Annotated in this window: 15 protein-coding genes; 14 read left to right on the forward strand and 1 reads right to left on the reverse strand. The window is 70.6% G+C overall.

What is annotated here, in order from left to right; translation table 11 throughout:
- Positions 1–2 precede the first annotated feature (2 nt).
- From ABZ893_RS10395 to nusB, 6 genes are all read left to right on the forward strand, one after another.
- The gene (locus ABZ893_RS10395) at positions 3–485 is read left to right on the forward strand and encodes a shikimate kinase (protein WP_361400206.1); all 483 of its coding nucleotides are present in this window, start codon (positions 3–5) and stop codon (positions 483–485) included.
- Positions 482–1,576 (forward strand): 3-dehydroquinate synthase, encoded by a 1,095-nt coding sequence (gene aroB / locus ABZ893_RS10400; RefSeq protein ID WP_361399872.1) that lies wholly within the window; start codon positions 482–484, stop codon positions 1,574–1,576. The genes ABZ893_RS10395 and aroB overlap by 4 nt, the downstream gene beginning before the upstream one ends.
- Positions 1,577–1,699: 123 nt before the next feature.
- Positions 1,700–2,605 carry a Pro-rich N-terminal domain-containing protein gene (locus tag ABZ893_RS10405; RefSeq protein ID WP_361399875.1) on the forward strand — a complete coding sequence of 302 codons (906 nt, stop codon included), beginning with the start codon at positions 1,700–1,702 and terminating at the stop codon, positions 2,603–2,605.
- 101 nt (positions 2,606–2,706) lie between these two features.
- On the forward strand, positions 2,707–3,825 hold the full coding sequence (locus ABZ893_RS10410; protein ID WP_361399877.1) for an aminopeptidase P family protein: 1,119 nt from the start codon (positions 2,707–2,709) through the stop codon (positions 3,823–3,825).
- A 49-nt stretch (positions 3,826–3,874) separates the two neighbouring features.
- On the forward strand, positions 3,875–4,441 hold the full coding sequence (gene efp / locus ABZ893_RS10415) for an elongation factor P (protein WP_361399880.1): 567 nt from the start codon (positions 3,875–3,877) through the stop codon (positions 4,439–4,441).
- A 2-nt stretch (positions 4,442–4,443) separates the two neighbouring features.
- Complete coding sequence (nusB, locus tag ABZ893_RS10420) at positions 4,444–4,878, forward strand: transcription antitermination factor NusB (RefSeq protein ID WP_361399883.1); 435 nt, start codon at positions 4,444–4,446, stop codon at positions 4,876–4,878.
- Positions 4,879–5,069: 191 nt separating this feature from the next.
- On the opposite strand, the gene bldD is transcribed toward nusB, so the two are convergent.
- Positions 5,070–5,570 carry a transcriptional regulator BldD gene (bldD, locus tag ABZ893_RS10425; RefSeq protein WP_361399886.1) on the reverse strand — a complete coding sequence of 167 codons (501 nt, stop codon included), beginning with the start codon at positions 5,568–5,570 and terminating at the stop codon, positions 5,070–5,072.
- 242 nt (positions 5,571–5,812) lie between these two features.
- On the opposite strand from bldD, the gene pyrR reads away from it, so the two are divergent.
- From pyrR to pyrF, 8 genes are all read left to right on the forward strand, one after another.
- Positions 5,813–6,388 carry a bifunctional pyr operon transcriptional regulator/uracil phosphoribosyltransferase PyrR gene (gene pyrR / locus ABZ893_RS10430; RefSeq protein WP_361399889.1) on the forward strand — a complete coding sequence of 192 codons (576 nt, stop codon included), beginning with the start codon at positions 5,813–5,815 and terminating at the stop codon, positions 6,386–6,388.
- 80 nt (positions 6,389–6,468) lie between these two features.
- On the forward strand, positions 6,469–7,449 hold the full coding sequence (locus ABZ893_RS10435; RefSeq protein WP_361399892.1) for an aspartate carbamoyltransferase catalytic subunit: 981 nt from the start codon (positions 6,469–6,471) through the stop codon (positions 7,447–7,449).
- 2 nt (positions 7,450–7,451) lie between these two features.
- Positions 7,452–8,738, forward strand: coding sequence for a dihydroorotase (locus ABZ893_RS10440; protein WP_361399895.1), 1,287 nt, complete (start codon positions 7,452–7,454; stop codon positions 8,736–8,738).
- Positions 8,735–9,328: a hypothetical protein gene (locus ABZ893_RS10445; RefSeq protein ID WP_361399898.1), complete on the forward strand. Its 594-nt coding sequence runs from the start codon at positions 8,735–8,737 to the stop codon at positions 9,326–9,328. Before ABZ893_RS10440 ends, ABZ893_RS10445 begins: the two co-directional genes overlap by 4 nt.
- Complete coding sequence (carA, locus tag ABZ893_RS10450) at positions 9,325–10,476, forward strand: glutamine-hydrolyzing carbamoyl-phosphate synthase small subunit (protein ID WP_361399901.1); 1,152 nt, start codon at positions 9,325–9,327, stop codon at positions 10,474–10,476. The genes ABZ893_RS10445 and carA overlap by 4 nt, the downstream gene beginning before the upstream one ends.
- On the forward strand, positions 10,469–13,777 hold the full coding sequence (carB, locus tag ABZ893_RS10455) for a carbamoyl-phosphate synthase large subunit (protein WP_361399904.1): 3,309 nt from the start codon (positions 10,469–10,471) through the stop codon (positions 13,775–13,777). The genes carA and carB overlap by 8 nt, the downstream gene beginning before the upstream one ends.
- 93 nt (positions 13,778–13,870) lie before the next feature.
- Positions 13,871–14,995 carry a quinone-dependent dihydroorotate dehydrogenase gene (locus tag ABZ893_RS10460; protein ID WP_361400209.1) on the forward strand — a complete coding sequence of 375 codons (1,125 nt, stop codon included), beginning with the start codon at positions 13,871–13,873 and terminating at the stop codon, positions 14,993–14,995.
- Positions 14,992–15,837, forward strand: a complete 846-nt coding sequence (gene pyrF / locus ABZ893_RS10465; protein WP_361399907.1) for an orotidine-5'-phosphate decarboxylase — start codon at positions 14,992–14,994, stop codon at positions 15,835–15,837. Before ABZ893_RS10460 ends, pyrF begins: the two co-directional genes overlap by 4 nt.
- The last annotated feature ends 301 nt before the right edge of the window (positions 15,838–16,138 follow it).

Below are 16,138 nucleotides of genomic sequence, written 5' to 3' on the forward strand. Positions count from 1 at the left end.
CGATGGGCGTCGGCAAGACCACGGTGGGCGAACTGCTCGCCGAATGGCTCGGCAGCTCCTTCCGGGACACCGACGCGGACATCGTCGCCGCGCAGGGCCGCGAGATCGCGGACATCTTCGTGGACGACGGCGAGCCCGTATTCCGCGAGCTGGAGCGGGAGGCCGTGCGCGCCGCCGTCGCGGAACACACCGGCGTGCTCGCGCTCGGCGGCGGTGCCGTCCTCGACGAGTCGACACGCGCCCTGATCGCCCCGCTCCCCGTCGTCTATCTGTCGATGGACGTCGAGGAGGCGGTCAAGCGCACCGGTCTGAACGTCGCCCGTCCGCTCCTCGCCGTCAACCCGCGCCGCCAGTGGCGCGAGCTGATGGACGCCCGCCGGCACCTGTACACCGAAGTCGCCCGCGTCGTCGTCCCCACGGACGACCGCACCCCCGAAGAGGTCGCCCGCGCGGTCCTCGACGCCCTGGAGTTGAAGGAAGCATGACCGAGCAGCAGGTGACCCGTATCCAGGTCGGCGGCACGGACGGTACCGACCCGTACGAGGTCCTCGTCGGACGTCAGCTCCTCGGTGAACTCGGCGCCCTGATCGGCGAGTCCGTCCAGCGCGTCGCGATCATCCACCCCGAGGCGCTCGCCGAGACCGGTGACGCGCTCCGCGCCGACCTCGCCGAGCAGGGCTTCGAGGCCGTCGCCATCCAGGTGCCCAACGCCGAGGAGGCGAAGACCGCCGAGGTCGCCGCCTACTGCTGGAAGGCGCTCGGCCAGTCCGGCTTCACCCGTACCGACGTCGTCGTCGGTGTGGGCGGCGGCGCGACGACGGACCTCGCCGGGTTCGTGGCCGCGACGTGGCTGCGCGGGGTGCGCTGGATCGCCGTACCGACCACCGTGCTCGCCATGGTGGACGCGGCGGTCGGCGGCAAGACGGGGATCAACACCGCCGAGGGCAAGAACCTGGTCGGCTCGTTCCACCCGCCCGCCGGTGTCCTGTGCGACCTCGCGGCCCTCGACTCGCTCCCGGTCAACGACTACGTGTCCGGGCTCGCCGAGATCATCAAGGCCGGCTTCATCGCCGACCCGGTGATCCTCGACCTGATCGAGTCCGACCCGGAGGCGGCGCGCTCCCCGCAGGGCCCGCACACCTCGGAGCTCATCGTGCGCTCCATCAAGGTCAAGGCCGAGGTCGTCTCCGGCGACCTCAAGGAGTCGGGCCGGCGCGAGATCCTCAACTACGGGCACACGCTCGGGCACGCCATCGAGAAGAACGAGCGGTACAAGTGGCGGCACGGCGCCGCCGTCTCCGTCGGTATGCACTTCGCCGCCGAACTCGGCCGTCTCGCCGGGCGGTTGGACGACGCGACGGCCGACCGGCACCGCACCGTCCTGGAGTCCGTGGGCCTTCCCCTGAGCTACCGCTACGACCAGTGGCCCAAGCTCGTGGAGAACATGAAGGTCGACAAGAAGTCCCGCGGCAACACGCTGCGGTTCATCGTCCTCGACGGTCTCGCCAAGCCGACGGTCCTCGAAGGACCCGACCCGGCCGTGCTCCTCGCCGCGTACGGCGAAGTGGCCGAATAGGTACCGCCTTCGGGCACTTCGTGACTGCCCCGGCCGTTCACACAACGGCGGTCGGGGCAGGTACCGTTCGGTAGCGCCTTGTCCGCCGGCGCCAGTTGCCTGTACGAGACGGAGTCGCACCGGATGCAGCAAGCAGTGGGGTCGCCGATGCCGCAGCCCCCTCAGCCGGGACACGGACCGGCCACCGGCTGGTCCCACGCGGCGCACCATCCGGGCCCCGGACCGGCGCTCCCGCCGCCGCACCCCCCGGGCTTCGCCGGCCCGCCCGGCCCGTCGGGCCCCGCCCCGCACGCCCCACCGCCTCCCGCGCCGGCCCTGCAACCTCCGCACGGACAGCCCCCGCACCCAGGCGTCCCCCAGCACGCGCCGCCCCCGCCCTCGCGCGACACCACCGGCCATGTGCCGCTCCCGCCCGGCGGCCCCGTCGCCATGCCGAGCCCGCCCCCGGCCGCCGGCCCCGCCGACGCCACCGCCACGACCCTCGCCGTGCTCCTCATCGGCCCCGCGGGCGCCGGCAAGACGAGCGTCGCCAAGTACTGGGCCGAGCAACGCCGCGTCCCCACGGCCCACATCAGCCTCGACGACGTACGCGAATGGGTCCGCTCCGGATTCGCCGACCCGCAGTCCGGGTGGAACGACCACTCCGAGGCGCAGTACCGCCTCGCCCGCCGCACCTGCGGCTTCGCCGCACGGAACTTCCTGGCCAACGGCATCTCGTGCGTCCTCGACGACGCCGTCTTCCCCGACCGCCCGGTCGTCGGTCTCGGCGGCTGGAAGCGGCACGTGGGTCCGGGCCTGCTGCCGGTCGTGCTGCTCCCCGGCCTGGAGATCGTCCTGGAGCGGAACGCGGAGCGCAGCGGGAACCGCCGCCTCACCGACGAGGAGGTCGCCCGCATCCACGGCCGCATGGCCGGCTGGTACGGCTCCGGCCTGCCCATCATCGACAACTCCCAGATGGACGTGCCCACCACGGCCCGCGTCCTCGACGACGTCCTCGCCCGCTCGATAGCGAGCCCGCCCCAGTGGTAGCCGTCCGACGCTCCGTCACCCGCGCACCGCGCTGACCTCCCCGCCGCCCGTCCGGACGCACTGAACCGGCCGTGACGCGCCGACGCTCGTAGGCTCGATCCATGGCAGAGGTGTACGCGGCCCGACGGGACCGTCTGAGGGAGCGCGCCGCGGCGGGCGGCAGTGCGGCCGTCCTCGTCTCGCGCCCCGCCAACGTTCGCTATCTCGCGGGTGCGGCGCCCCTCGGCGCCGTACTCCTGCTCGGCAAGGGCCCCGGCGACGAAGGGGACGTCCTGCTGTGCGGGCGGCCGCCCGGTGACGAGCCCGCCGAGGGGCGGCCCGACGAGGCGCTGCGGGTCCAGGTGCTCGACGCCCCGGCCGGGGACCCCGCCGTCGCCGCCGCCGACGTCGCGGTCTCCTACGGCGCCGAATCGCTCGCCGTCGAGGAACACCACCTGACCGTCGCCCGGCACCGCGCCCTCGGTTCCGTGGCGCCCCGGCTGCGCCTGACCGACCTCGGCGGCGGCGTCGAGCAGCTGCGCCTCGTCAAGGACGAGGAGGAGATCTCCTGCCTGCGCATTGCCGCCGAGATCGCCGACCAGGCCCTGGGCGAACTCCTCGAATCGATTCTCGTCGGCCGCACCGAACGCCATCTCGCCCTGGAGCTGGAGCGCCGCCTCGTCGACCACGGCGCCGACGGCCCCGCGTTCCCCACATCGGTCGGCACCGGCCCGAACTCGGGCCGCGGCTCCCACCGGCCCACCGACCGCCGGGTCGAAGAAGGTGACTTCCTCTCCGTCTGCCTGGGCGCCGCCTACCGCGGCTACCGCTGCGAGATCGGCCGTACGTTCGTCATCGGCACCTCTCCCGCGGACTGGCAGATCGACCTCTACGACCTGGTCTTCGCAGCCCAGAGGGCAGGTCGGGAGAGCCTCGTACCCGGCGCCGAGTGCCGCGAGGTGGACCGCGCGGCCCGCCATGTGCTGGACTCCGCGGGGTTCGCCGAGGGCCTCACACAGCTCACCGGACACGGTGTCGGACTGGAAATCGACGAGGAGCCGCAGCTGGCCCCCGCGGCCATGGGTAAACTGGACGCCTGCGTGCCGGTCACCGTCGAACCGGGGGTTCACCTCCCGGGCCGGGGCGGTGTCAGGATCGATGACACGCTCGTCGTACGCCCCGAGGCGGACGGCGGACCCGAGCTACTCACCATCACGACCAAGGAACTGCTCGCGCTGTAGGCGCGCGCCCCCGGGGTCGTCCATCGTCAGTCCAGGAGATTCCGCAACCGTGGCTTCCACGAACGACCTCAAGAACGGCCTGGTGCTCAAGCTCGACGGGGGCCAGCTCTGGTCCGTCGTCGAGTTCCAGCACGTCAAGCCCGGCAAGGGCCCTGCCTTTGTGCGCACCAAGCTCAAGAACGTGCTGTCCGGGAAGGTCGTCGACAAGACCTTCAACGCCGGCGTCAAGGTCGACACGGCCACGATCGACAAGCGCGACATGCAGTTCTCCTACATGGACGGCGACTACTTCGTCTTCATGGACATGGAGACCTACGACCAGCTCATGGTCGACCGCAAGGCCGTCGGCGACGCCGCCAACTTCCTGATCGAGGGCTTCACCGCCTCCGTCGCGCAGCACGAGGGCGAGGTGCTCTTCGTCGAGCTGCCGGCCGCCGTCGAGCTCGTCGTCCAGGAGACCGAGCCGGGCGTCCAGGGCGACCGCTCCACCGGTGGCACCAAGCCCGCCACGCTGGAGACCGGCCACCAGATCCAGGTGCCGCTCTTCATCACCACCGGCGAGAAGATCAAGGTCGACACCCGCACGAGCGACTACCTCGGCCGGGTGAACAGCTAACCGTGGCTGCTCGCAACACGGCCCGCAAGCGCGCCTTCCAGATCCTCTTCGAGGCAGACCAGCGCGGAGTCGACGTCCAGACGGTCCTCGCGGACTGGATCCGGCACTCCCGGAGCGACACCCGGCAGCCGCCGGTCAGCGAGTACACGATGGAGCTGGTCGAGGGATACGCGAAGAAGACCTCGCGTATCGACGAGCTCATCTCGCAGTACGCCGTCGGGTGGACCCTGGACAGGATGCCGGTCGTCGACCGCAACATCCTGCGCCTCGGTGCCTACGAGCTCGTCTGGGTGGACGACACACCGGACGCCGTGGTGCTCGACGAGGCCGTGCAGCTCGCCAAGGAGTTCTCCACGGACGACTCCCCGGCCTTCGTCAACGGCCTCCTTGGTCGCTTCAAGGACCTGAAGCCGACGCTGCGCCGCGACGACGCGTAGCAGGCAGCGACAGCGCACCGGGCCCGAAGCGGAACATGCATCATGTTCCGCTTCGGGCCCGGTGCTTTTTTCTTGTACGCGGTCAGGGCTGCGTGGTCAGGACGTGGAAACGCCGAAGGGGCGGGTCCGCGAAACCGCGGGCCCGCCCCTTCGGCGTGACGTTTCTGCCGAGTGTTCGAGGGCGTCGTGCCTCAGATGTCCTCGTGGGCGACGGCGCGACGTGCGTCGGCGTCCAGCACACCCCAGCTGATGAGCTGCTCGGTCAGGACCGAGGGGGACTGGTCGTAGATGACGGCGAGGGTGCGCAGGTCGTCCTGGCGGATCGACAGCACCTTGCCGTTGTAGTCGCCGCGCTGCGACTGGATCGTCGCCGCGTAGCGCTGCAGGGGACCCGCCTTCTCCGGCGGGACGTGGGCGAGACGCTCCAGGTCGAGGACGAGCTTCGGCGGGGGCTCGGCGGCGCCGCCCGGCGTGGTGCCCGGCAGGAGCTCCTGCACCGGTACCCCGTAGAAGTCCGCCAGCTCCGCGAGGCGCTGGACCGTCACGGCGCGGTCGCCGCGCTCGTACGAACCGACCACGACCGCCTTCCAGCGTCCCTGGGACTTCTCCTCGACACCATGGAGGGAAAGGCCCTGCTGGGTGCGGATGGCCCGGAGCTTGGCCCCGAGCTGTTTGGCGTATTCGCTGGACATATAGCTCCCGGACGCTGTATCAACGTGCGGCTCCGCCGCGTGGCTGGTAACTCACTGTGAGGTTACGCAGCGTTACTTGGCTGCGTCAAGCCGAATGGTCCGTACCGACCTTCCCCCGGAACGGTGTCTCGCGCACCTCCAGGGGGGTGAACTGCGGCGTTTCGAGCCTGGTACCGTAGAGGGCGCAAATCCGACGTCCTTTAAGATCCGTCCCGTGAGGCGGAGAAGGGGGTCCGTTTTTTATGGACATCAACAACTCCGATGAGGCTCGCCCCGTACTCGAGGGCCCCGACATCGCGCGGGTACTGACCCGCATCGCCCACGAGATCGTCGAGCGCGCCAAGGGCGCCGAGGACGTCGTTCTCCTGGGCATTCCCACCCGCGGCGTCTTCCTGGCCCGCCGGCTCGCGGACAAGCTCGAAGAGGTCACCGGACGGAAGATTCCCGTCGGCTCCCTCGACATCACCATGTACCGCGACGACCTGCGGATGCACCCGCCGCGCGCGCTGGCCCGCACCGAGATCCCCTCCGACGGCATCGACGGCCGTCTCGTCGTCCTCGTCGACGACGTGCTCTTCTCGGGCCGCACCATCCGCGCCGCGCTCGACGCCCTGAACGACATCGGGCGCCCCCGCGCCGTGCAGCTTGCGGTCCTCGTCGACCGTGGCCACCGCGAACTCCCGATCCGCGCCGACTACGTCGGCAAGAACCTCCCCACGTCGCTGCGGGAGACGGTCAAGGTCCTGCTCGCGGAGGAGGACGGCCGTGACGCCGTGCTGCTCGGCGACAAGCGGACCGCTCCGGCCGGCGAGCAGTAGCACTCTCAGCGCCACTCTGAGGGTGCCGTTGCGCGCCCGTATGCCCGAATAGTCCTGACATTTCCTACGGAGCACTCCCGATGATGCGTCACCTCATCTCGGCCGCCGACCTCACCCGTGACGACGCCGTCCTCATCCTCGACACCGCCGAGGAGATGGCCCGGGTAGCCGACCGGCCGATCAAGAAACTGCCCACCCTGCGCGGCCGCACGATCTGCAACCTCTTCTTCGAGGACTCGACCCGCACCCGGATCTCCTTCGAGGCCGCCGAGAAGCGCCTCTCCGCGGACGTCATCAACTTCACCGCCAAGGGATCCAGCGTGTCCAAGGGCGAGTCCCTCAAGGACACCGCCCAGACCCTCGCGGCGATGGGCGTCGACGCCGTCGTCATCCGGCACGGCGCGTCCGGCACGCCCTACCGCCTCGCCAACTCGGGCTGGATCGACGCCCCCGTCATCAACGCGGGCGACGGCACCCACCAGCACCCCACGCAGGCGCTCCTCGACGCGTTCACGATGCGCCGCCGCCTGATCGGCCGCGACGCCGGACGCGGCCGGGACCTCGAAGGCAAGCGCATCACGATCGTCGGCGACATCCTGCACAGCCGCGTCGCCCGCTCGAACGTCGACCTGCTGCACACGCTCGGCGCCGAGGTCACCCTCGTCGCCCCGCCCACCCTGGTCCCCGTCGGCGTCGAGACGTGGCCCTGCGAGGTCTCCTACGACCTCGACAGCGCGCTGCCCAAGTCCGACGCCGTGATGATGCTGCGCGTCCAGCGTGAGCGCATGAACGCCGCGTTCTTCCCGACCGAGCGCGAGTACAGCCGCCGCTACGGCCTGGACGCCGAGCGCATGGCGAAGACGCCCGAGCACACCATCGTCATGCACCCCGGCCCGATGGTCCGCGGCATGGAGATCACCGCCGAGGTCGCCGACTCCGACCGCTGCACGGTCGTCGAGCAGGTCTCGAACGGTGTGCACACGCGGATGGCCGTCCTCTACCTGCTTCTGGGCGGCAACGAGCCCGCCGTCAGCCACTCTCGTACCGAGGAGAACAAGTAATCATGAGCAAGATCCTGATCCGTGGTGCGAAGGTGCTCGGCGGCGAGGCGCAGGACGTCCTGATCGACGGCGAGACCATCGCTGAGGTCGGCACCGGGATCGACGCCGGTGACGCGACCGTCGTCGAGGCCGACGGCAAGATCCTCCTGCCGGGCCTCGTCGACCTGCACACCCACCTGCGCGAGCCCGGCCGCGAGGACTCCGAGACCGTCCTGACCGGCACCCGCGCCGCCGCCTCCGGTGGTTACACGTCCGTCTTCGCGATGGCCAACACCTTCCCGGTCGCCGACACCGCCGGCGTCGTCGAGCAGGTCTACCGGCTCGGCCAGGAGCACGGGTACTGCGACGTGCAGCCCATCGGCGCCGTCACCGTCGGCCTCGAGGGCAAGAAGCTCGCCGAGCTCGGCGCCATGCACGAGTCCGCCGCCGGCGTCACCGTCTTCTCCGACGACGGCAAGTGCGTCGACGACGCCGTGATCATGCGCCGCGCCCTGGAGTACGTGAAGGCCTTCGGCGGCGTCGTCGCCCAGCACGCGCAGGAGCCCCGCCTCACCGAGGGCGCCCAGATGAACGAGGGCGTCGTCTCCGCGGAGCTGGGCCTCGGCGGCTGGCCCGCCGTCGCCGAGGAGTCGATCATCGCGCGTGACGTGCTGCTCGCCGAGCACGTCGGCTCCCGCGTCCACATCTGCCACCTGTCGACCGCCGGCTCCGTCGAGATCATCCGCTGGGCCAAGTCCCGCGGCATCGACGTCACCGCCGAGGTCACCCCGCACCACCTGCTCCTCACCGACGAGATGGTGCGCACGTACAACCCCGTCTACAAGGTCAACCCGCCGCTGCGTACCGAGCGCGACGTGATGGCCCTGCGCGAGGCGCTCGCCGACGGCACGATCGACATCGTCGCCACCGACCACGCCCCGCACCCGCACGAGGACAAGGACTGCGAGTGGGCCGCGGCCGCCATGGGCATGGTCGGCCTCGAGACCGCGCTCTCGGTCATCCAGCAGACGATGGTCGAGACGGGCCTGCTCGACTGGGCCGGCGTCGCCGACCGCATGTCCGTCGCCCCGGCGCGGATCGGCGGGGCCACGGGCCACGGCCGTCCCGTCGCCGCTGGTGAGCCCGCGAACCTCGTGCTCGTCGACGCCGGCCACCGTGCCGCCGTCGACCCCGCCGGCTTCGCCTCGCGCAGCCACAACACCCCCTACGAGGGCCGTGAGCTGCCCGGACGCGTCACCCACACCTGGCTGCGGGGCAAGGCCACACTCGCCGACGGGAAGCTCGCGTGACGCCCCTGACGCACTCCCTGGCAGTGCTCGCCGCCGAACGGAAGTCGGCGGACGTGACGGACTGGGCCGCCCGCATCGGGTGGGTGGTCGGTCTGCTGCTCTTCATCACGCTCGTCTACTGGCTGATGCGCGAGGGCTGGAAGTGGCGCGGCACCCTCCAGGGCGACCTGCCGCCGCTCCCCACCGCGCCGTCCGACCCTGGTCCGGCCAGACTTGAGCTGAGCGGCCGCTACCACGGCTCCACGACCGCGGGGCAGTGGCTCGACCGCATCGTGGCGCAGGGACTCGGCACCCGCAGCCGCGTCGAGCTGACCCTGACGGACGCCGGCCTGGACGTCGTACGCCCCGGGGCCACGGACTTCTTCGTGCCGGCCGGCGCGCTGCGCGAGGCCCGCCTCGACAAGGGCATCGCCGGCAAGGTCCTCACCGAGGGCGGTCTCCTGATCGTCACCTGGGCGCACGGCGACAAGCTGATCGACTCCGGCTTCCGGTCCGACCACGCGGCCGAGCAGGCCGAGTGGGTCAAGGCCCTCAACGACATGATCGACACCACCGGCACCGCCGACACGACGGAAGGCACGGCACGATGACGACCTCCACCCGGGGAGCCGCCCACGCTCCCGCCGTACTCGTCCTGGAGGACGGCCGGATCTTCCGCGGCCGCGCCTACGGGGCCGTGGGGGAGACCTTCGGCGAGGCCGTGTTCTCCACCGGCATGACGGGCTACCAGGAGACCCTGACCGACCCGTCGTACCACCGCCAGGTCGTCGTGATGACCGCCCCGCACGTCGGCAACACCGGCGTCAACGACGAGGACCCCGAGTCGGGACAGATCTGGGTCGCCGGTTACGTCGTGCGCGACCCCGCGCGCGTGCCGTCCAACTGGCGCGCGAAGCGTTCCCTGGACGAGGAGCTGCGGGGGCAGGGTGTCGTCGGGATCAGTGGCGTCGACACCCGCGCGCTGACCCGCCACCTGCGCGAGCGTGGCGCCATGCGCGTCGGCATCTTCTCCGGCAACGCGCTGCCCGACGACGGCACGATGCTCGCCGAGGTCCGCCAGGCCCCGGAGATGCAGGGCGCGAACCTCTCGGCCGAGGTCGCCACCAAGGAGCCGTACGTCGTCCCCGCGATCGGCGAGAAGCGCTTCACCGTGGCCGCGATCGACCTGGGCATCAAGGGCATGACCCCGCACCGCATGGCCGAGCGCGGCATAGAGGTCCACGTGCTGCCCGCGACGGCCACCGCCGACGACGTGTACGCGGTGAACCCCGACGGCGTGTTCTTCTCCAACGGCCCGGGCGACCCGGCCACCGCCGACGGCCCGGTCGCCGTCATGCAGGAGGTCCTGGCCCGTAAGACGCCGCTGTTCGGCATCTGCTTCGGCAACCAGATCCTCGGCCGCGCCCTCGGCTTCGGCACCTACAAGCTGAAGTACGGCCACCGCGGCATCAACCAGCCCGTGCAGGACCGCACGACCGGCAAGGTCGAGGTCACCGCGCACAACCACGGCTTCGCCGTCGACGCGCCGCTCGACAAGGTCTCCGAGACCCCTTACGGCCGTGCCGAGGTCTCCCACGTCTGCCTGAACGACCAGGTCGTCGAGGGGCTCCACCTCCTCGACCAGCCGGCCTTCAGCGTCCAGTACCACCCCGAGGCGGCGGCGGGTCCGCACGACGCGGCCTACCTGTTCGACCGCTTCGTACAGCTCATGTCCGAAAAGGGAGCCCAGCGTGCCTAAGCGCACCGATATCCAGTCCGTCCTGGTCATCGGCTCCGGCCCGATCGTCATCGGCCAGGCCGCCGAGTTCGACTACTCCGGCACCCAGGCCTGCCGCATCCTGCGCGCCGAGGGCCTGCGGGTCATCCTGGTGAACTCCAACCCCGCGACGATCATGACCGACCCGGAGATCGCCGACGCCACGTACGTCGAGCCGATCACCCCCGAGTTCGTCGAGAAGATCATCGCCAAGGAGCGCCCCGACGCGCTCCTGCCCACCCTCGGCGGCCAGACCGCGCTCAACACCGCGATCTCCATGCACGAGAACGGTGTCCTGGAGAAGTACAACGTCGAGCTGATCGGCGCGAACGTCGAGGCGATCAACAAGGGCGAGGACCGCGACCTGTTCAAGGGCGTCGTCGAAGCCGTGCGCGAGAAGATCGGTCACGGCGAGTCCGCCCGCTCGGTCATCTGCCACTCCATGGACGATGTCATCGCGGGCGTCGACACCCTCGGCGGCTACCCCGTCGTCGTGCGCCCGTCCTTCACGATGGGCGGCGCCGGCTCCGGTTTCGCGCACGACGAGGACGAGCTGCGCCGCATCGCCGGCCAGGGCCTCACGCTCTCCCCGACCACCGAGGTGCTCCTGGAGGAGTCCATCCTCGGCTGGAAGGAGTACGAGCTGGAGCTGATGCGCGACAAGAACGACAACGTCGTGGTCGTCTGCTCCATCGAGAACTTCGACCCGATGGGCGTCCACACGGGTGACTCGATCACCGTCGCCCCGGCGATGACGCTCACCGACCGCGAGTACCAGCGCCTGCGCGACATCGGCATCGCGATCATCCGCGAGGTCGGCGTCGACACCGGCGGCTGCAACATCCAGTTCGCGGTCAACCCCGAAGACGGCCGGATCATCGTCATCGAGATGAACCCGCGCGTCTCCCGCTCCTCGGCGCTCGCCTCCAAGGCCACCGGCTTTCCGATCGCCAAGATCGCCGCCAAGCTGGCCGTCGGCTACACGCTCGACGAGATCCCGAACGACATCACCGAGAAGACGCCGGCCTCCTTCGAGCCGACCCTCGACTACGTCGTCGTGAAGGCCCCGCGCTTCGCCTTCGAGAAGTTCCCGTCCGCCGACTCCACCCTCACCACCACCATGAAGTCGGTGGGCGAGGCCATGGCGATCGGCCGTAACTTCACCGAGGCGCTGCAGAAGGCGCTGCGCTCGCTGGAGAAGAAGGGCTCGCAGTTCACCTTCGTTGGCCCGGTCGGTGACAAGGCCGAGCTGCTCGAAGCCTCCGTGCGCCCGACCGACGGCCGGATCAACACCGTCATGCAGGCCATCCGCGCCGGCGCCACCCAGGAAGAGATCTTCGAGTTCACGAAGATCGACCCCTGGTTCGTCGACCAGCTCTTCCTCATCAAGGAGATCGCGGACGAGCTGGCCGCCGCTCCCGAGCTGACCCGCGAGCTCATCGCGGAGGCCAAGCGGCACGGCTTCTCCGACCAGCAGGTCGCCGAGCTGCGCGGTCTGCGCGAGGACGTCGTGCGCGAGGTCCGGCACGCGCTCGGGGTGCGCCCGGTCTACAAGACGGTCGACACCTGCGCCGCCGAGTTCGCCGCCAAGACGCCGTACTTCTACTCCTCGTACGACGAGGAGACCGAGGTCGCGCAGCGCGAGAAGCCCGCGGTGATCATCCTGGGCTCCGGCCCGAACCGTATCGGCCAGGGCATCGAGTTCGACTACTCCTGCGTCCACGCCTCCTTCGCGCTCAGCGACGCGGGCTACGAGACGGTGATGGTCAACTGCAACCCGGAGACCGTCTCCACGGACTACGACACCTCCGACCGCCTGTACTTCGAGCCGCTCACGCTCGAAGACGTGCTGGAGATCGTCCACGCCGAGTCCCTCGCGGGCCCGATCGCGGGCGTCGTCGTCCAGCTCGGCGGCCAGACCCCGCTGGGCCTGTCGCAGGCGCTCAAGGACAACGGCGTACCGGTCGTGGGCACTTCGCCCGAGGCCATCCACGCCGCCGAGGACCGCGGCGCCTTCGGCCGCGTCCTCGACGAGGCGGGCCTCCCCGCCCCCAAGCACGGCACGGCCACCACGTTCACCGAGGCCAAGGCCATCGCCGACGAGATCGGCTACCCGGTCCTGGTGCGCCCGTCGTACGTCCTCGGCGGCCGCGGCATGGAGATCGTGTACGACGAGACGCGCCTCGCCTCGTACATCGAGGAGTCCACGGAGATCAGCCCCTCGCGGCCGGTCCTCGTCGACCGCTTCCTCGACGACGCGATCGAGATCGACGTCGACGCGCTCTACGACGGCCACGAGCTCTACCTCGGCGGCGTCATGGAGCACATCGAGGAGGCCGGCATCCACTCCGGCGACTCGGCGTGCGCCCTGCCCCCGATCACGCTCGGCGGCCACGACATCAAGCGCCTGCGTGCTTCAACGGAGGCCATCGCCAAGGGTGTTGGCGTCCGCGGACTCATCAACATCCAGTTCGCGATGGCGGGTGACATCCTCTACGTCCTGGAGGCCAACCCGCGCGCCTCGCGCACCGTCCCCTTCACCTCGAAGGCCACCGCGGTGCCCCTCGCGAAGGCCGCCGCCCGCATCTCGCTCGGCGCGACCGTCGCCGAGCTGCGCGCGGAGGGCGTGCTCCCGAAGACCGGCGACGGCGGCACCCTGCCGCTGGACGCGCCGATCTCCGTCAAGGAGGCCGTGATGCCGTGGAGCCGCTTCCGCGACGTCCACGGACGAGGCGTCGACACCGTCCTCGGCCCGGAGATGCGCTCCACCGGCGAGGTCATGGGCATCGACTCCGTCTTCGGCACGGCGTACGCCAAGTCGCAGTCCGGCGCGTACGGGCCGCTGCCGACGAAGGGCCGCGCGTTCATCTCGGTCGCCAACCGGGACAAGCGCACGATGATCTTCCCGGCCCGCGAACTCGTCGCCCACGGCTTCGAACTCCTCGCCACCTCCGGCACCGCCGAAGTCCTCAAGCGCAACGGCATCACCGCCACCGTCGTGCGCAAGCTCAGCGACGGCGAGGGCCCGAACGGCGAGAAGACGATCGTCCAGCTCATCCACGACGGGCAGGTCGACCTCATCGTCAACACCCCGTACGGCACCGGCGGCCGCCTCGACGGCTACGAGATCCGTACGGCCGCGGTGTCGCGCGGCGTCCCGTGCCTGACCACGGTCCAGGCCCTCGCGGCCGCCGTCCAGGGCATCGACGCGCTCAACCATGGTGAAGTGGGCGTCCGTTCACTCCAGGAACACGCACAGCACCTGACCGCGGCCCGCGACTAGCGGCCGAAGAGGGGGACACCGGACGGTGTCCCCCTCTTCGTGAGCACCGCTCTTCGTGAGCACCGCACCGGCACATCAGCTAGGACTTACGGCATGTACAAGCTCTTCTTCAATCTCGTCTTCAAGCGCATGGACCCCGAGCAGGCGCACTACCTGGCCTTCCGCTGGATCCGCCTCGCGGCCCGCACGCCCGTCCTGCGCACCTTCGCGGCCGCCGCCCTCGCGCCCCGTTACAAGGAGCTGCGCACGGAGGCTCTCGGCCTGCGGATGCACGGCCCCTTCGGGCTCGCCGCCGGCTTCGACAAGAACGCCGTCGCGATCGACGGCATGACGATGCTCGGCTTCGACCACATCGAGATCGGCACCGTCACGGGCGAGCCGCAGCCCGGCAACCCCAAGAAGCGCCTGTTCCGCCTCGTGCCGGACCGCGCGCTCATCAACCGCATGGGCTTCAACAACGAGGGCTCCGCCGCCGTCGCCGAGCGCCTCGCCGCCCGTAAGGCCGCCCTCGGTAACAAGCACAGCAAGGCGACCGTCGGCGTGAACATCGGCAAGACGAAGGTCGTGCCCGAGGAGGACGCCGCCGCCGACTACGTGAAGTCGACCGAGCGCCTTGCCGCCCACGCCGACTACCTCGTCGTGAACGTCTCCTCGCCGAACACGCCGGGCCTGCGCAACCTCCAGGCCACCGAGGCGCTGCGCCCGCTCCTGACTGCCGTGCGCGAGGCCGCCGACCGCACCGTCACCTCGCGCCGCGTCCCGCTCCTCGTCAAGATCGCGCCCGACCTGGCCGACGAGGACGTCGACGCCGTCGCCGACCTCGCGGTCGAGCTCGGCCTCGACGGGATCATCGCCACGAACACCACCATCGCGCGCGACGGCCTCGGCCTGACCTCCGACCCGGCCCTCGTCAAGGAGACCGGCGGCCTGTCCGGCGCGCCCCTCAAGACCCGCTCCCTGGAGGTCCTGCGGCGCCTCTACGCGCGCGTGGGCGACCGCATCACCCTCGTGGGCGTCGGCGGCATCGAGAACGCCGAGGACGCCTGGCAGCGCATCCTCGCCGGTGCCACGCTGGTCCAGGGCTACAGCGCCTTCATCTACGAAGGCCCGTTCTACGCCCGCGCCATCCACAAGGGCCTCGCCGCCCGCCTGAACAACTCTCCGTACGCCACCCTCGCCGACGCCGTCGGCGCCGATGTGAAGAAGGCCCGCGCATGACCGTTCTCGAACCCTTCGGCGCCCGTCTGCGCCGCGCCATGGACGAGCGCGGCCCGCTGTGCGTCGGCATCGACCCGCACGCGGCGCTCCTGTCGGCCTGGGGCCTGAACGACGACATCGAGGGCCTGGAGCGCTTCACGCGGATCTCCGTCGAGGCGCTCGCCGACACCGTCGCCGTGGTCAAGCCGCAGTCGGCGTTCTTCGAGCGGTTCGGCTCGCGCGGCGTCGCCGTTCTGGAGCGCGCCGTCACCGACCTGCGCGCCGCCGGCACGCTCGTCGTGATGGACGCCAAGCGCGGCGACATCGGCTCGACCATGGCCGCGTACGCGGAGACCTTCCTGCACAAGGACTCCCCGCTGTTCTCGGACGCCCTGACCGTCTCGCCGTACCTCGGCTACGGGTCCCTGAAGCCCGCCGTCGACCTGGCTCGCGAGTCCGGCGCCGGGCTCTTCGTGCTGGCCCTCACCTCCAACCCGGAGGGCGGCGAGGTCCAGCACGCGGTACGCGCCGACGGGCGCAACGTGGGCGCGACGATGCTCGCCCACCTCGCCGAGGAGAACGCCGGCGAGACCCCCATGGGCTCCTTCGGCGCCGTCGTCGGAGCGACGCTGGGCGACCTGTCCTCGTACGACCTGGACATGAACGGTCCGCTTCTGGCACCCGGCATCGGTGCCCAGGGCGCGACCCCGGCGGACCTGCCGGGTGTGTTCGGCGCTGCCACGCGCAACGTCGTCCCGAACGTCAGCCGTGCCGTCCTGAAGGCGGGCCCCTCCGTCGACGCGCTGCGCGACGCGGCCGTTCGCTTCGCCGACGAGGTCCGCGCGGCGGTCGCCGCCGCCTGATCCGCGAGACGCCCGGAAGGCCCCCGCATCTCGGTGCGGGGGCCTTCGGCGTACCGTCGGTATACCTTCCGCGGACCGGCAGCAGGAACGATTCGCCGTGATGAGAGGGCGTTTCGGGGTGCGGAGAGGGTCCTCTGGAGGGCCCTGAAGAGGCTCCTTGACCATTCCGTGATGTTTCAGTGGAGCCTTTCGGGTGCTTGCGCGTCCCGATCCGGGCCGAAATCCGGGGCTATATGTCCGTAATGTCCGACCTGGCGGAGGCTGACCAGGACTTTTCGTCCGTTCTCGCTGACTCTGGCGG

Origin of the sequence: Streptomyces sp. NPDC046821 (assembly GCF_040645335.1) — a bacterium.
In the GTDB taxonomy this organism is placed as follows: domain Bacteria; phylum Actinomycetota; class Actinomycetes; order Streptomycetales; family Streptomycetaceae; genus Streptomyces.

Excerpts from the sequence above, each read along its gene's own strand:
- ABZ893_RS10395 (WP_361400206.1), top strand. The coding sequence starts at position 3 with ATGGGCGTCGGCAAGACCACGGTGGGCGAACTGCTCGCCGAATGGCTC.
- aroB (WP_361399872.1), top strand. The coding sequence starts at position 482 with ATGACCGAGCAGCAGGTGACCCGTATCCAGGTCGGCGGCACGGACGGT.
- ABZ893_RS10405 (WP_361399875.1), top strand. The coding sequence starts at position 1,700 with ATGCAGCAAGCAGTGGGGTCGCCGATGCCGCAGCCCCCTCAGCCGGGA.
- ABZ893_RS10410 (WP_361399877.1), top strand. The coding sequence starts at position 2,707 with ATGGCAGAGGTGTACGCGGCCCGACGGGACCGTCTGAGGGAGCGCGCC.
- bldD (WP_361399886.1), bottom strand. The coding sequence starts at position 5,570 with ATGTCCAGCGAATACGCCAAACAGCTCGGGGCCAAGCTCCGGGCCATC.
- pyrR (WP_361399889.1), top strand. The coding sequence starts at position 5,813 with ATGGACATCAACAACTCCGATGAGGCTCGCCCCGTACTCGAGGGCCCC.
- ABZ893_RS10435 (WP_361399892.1), top strand. The coding sequence starts at position 6,469 with ATGATGCGTCACCTCATCTCGGCCGCCGACCTCACCCGTGACGACGCC.
- ABZ893_RS10440 (WP_361399895.1), top strand. The coding sequence starts at position 7,452 with ATGAGCAAGATCCTGATCCGTGGTGCGAAGGTGCTCGGCGGCGAGGCG.
- carA (WP_361399901.1), top strand. The coding sequence starts at position 9,325 with ATGACGACCTCCACCCGGGGAGCCGCCCACGCTCCCGCCGTACTCGTC.
- ABZ893_RS10460 (WP_361400209.1), top strand. The coding sequence starts at position 13,871 with ATGTACAAGCTCTTCTTCAATCTCGTCTTCAAGCGCATGGACCCCGAG.
- pyrF (WP_361399907.1), top strand. The coding sequence starts at position 14,992 with ATGACCGTTCTCGAACCCTTCGGCGCCCGTCTGCGCCGCGCCATGGAC.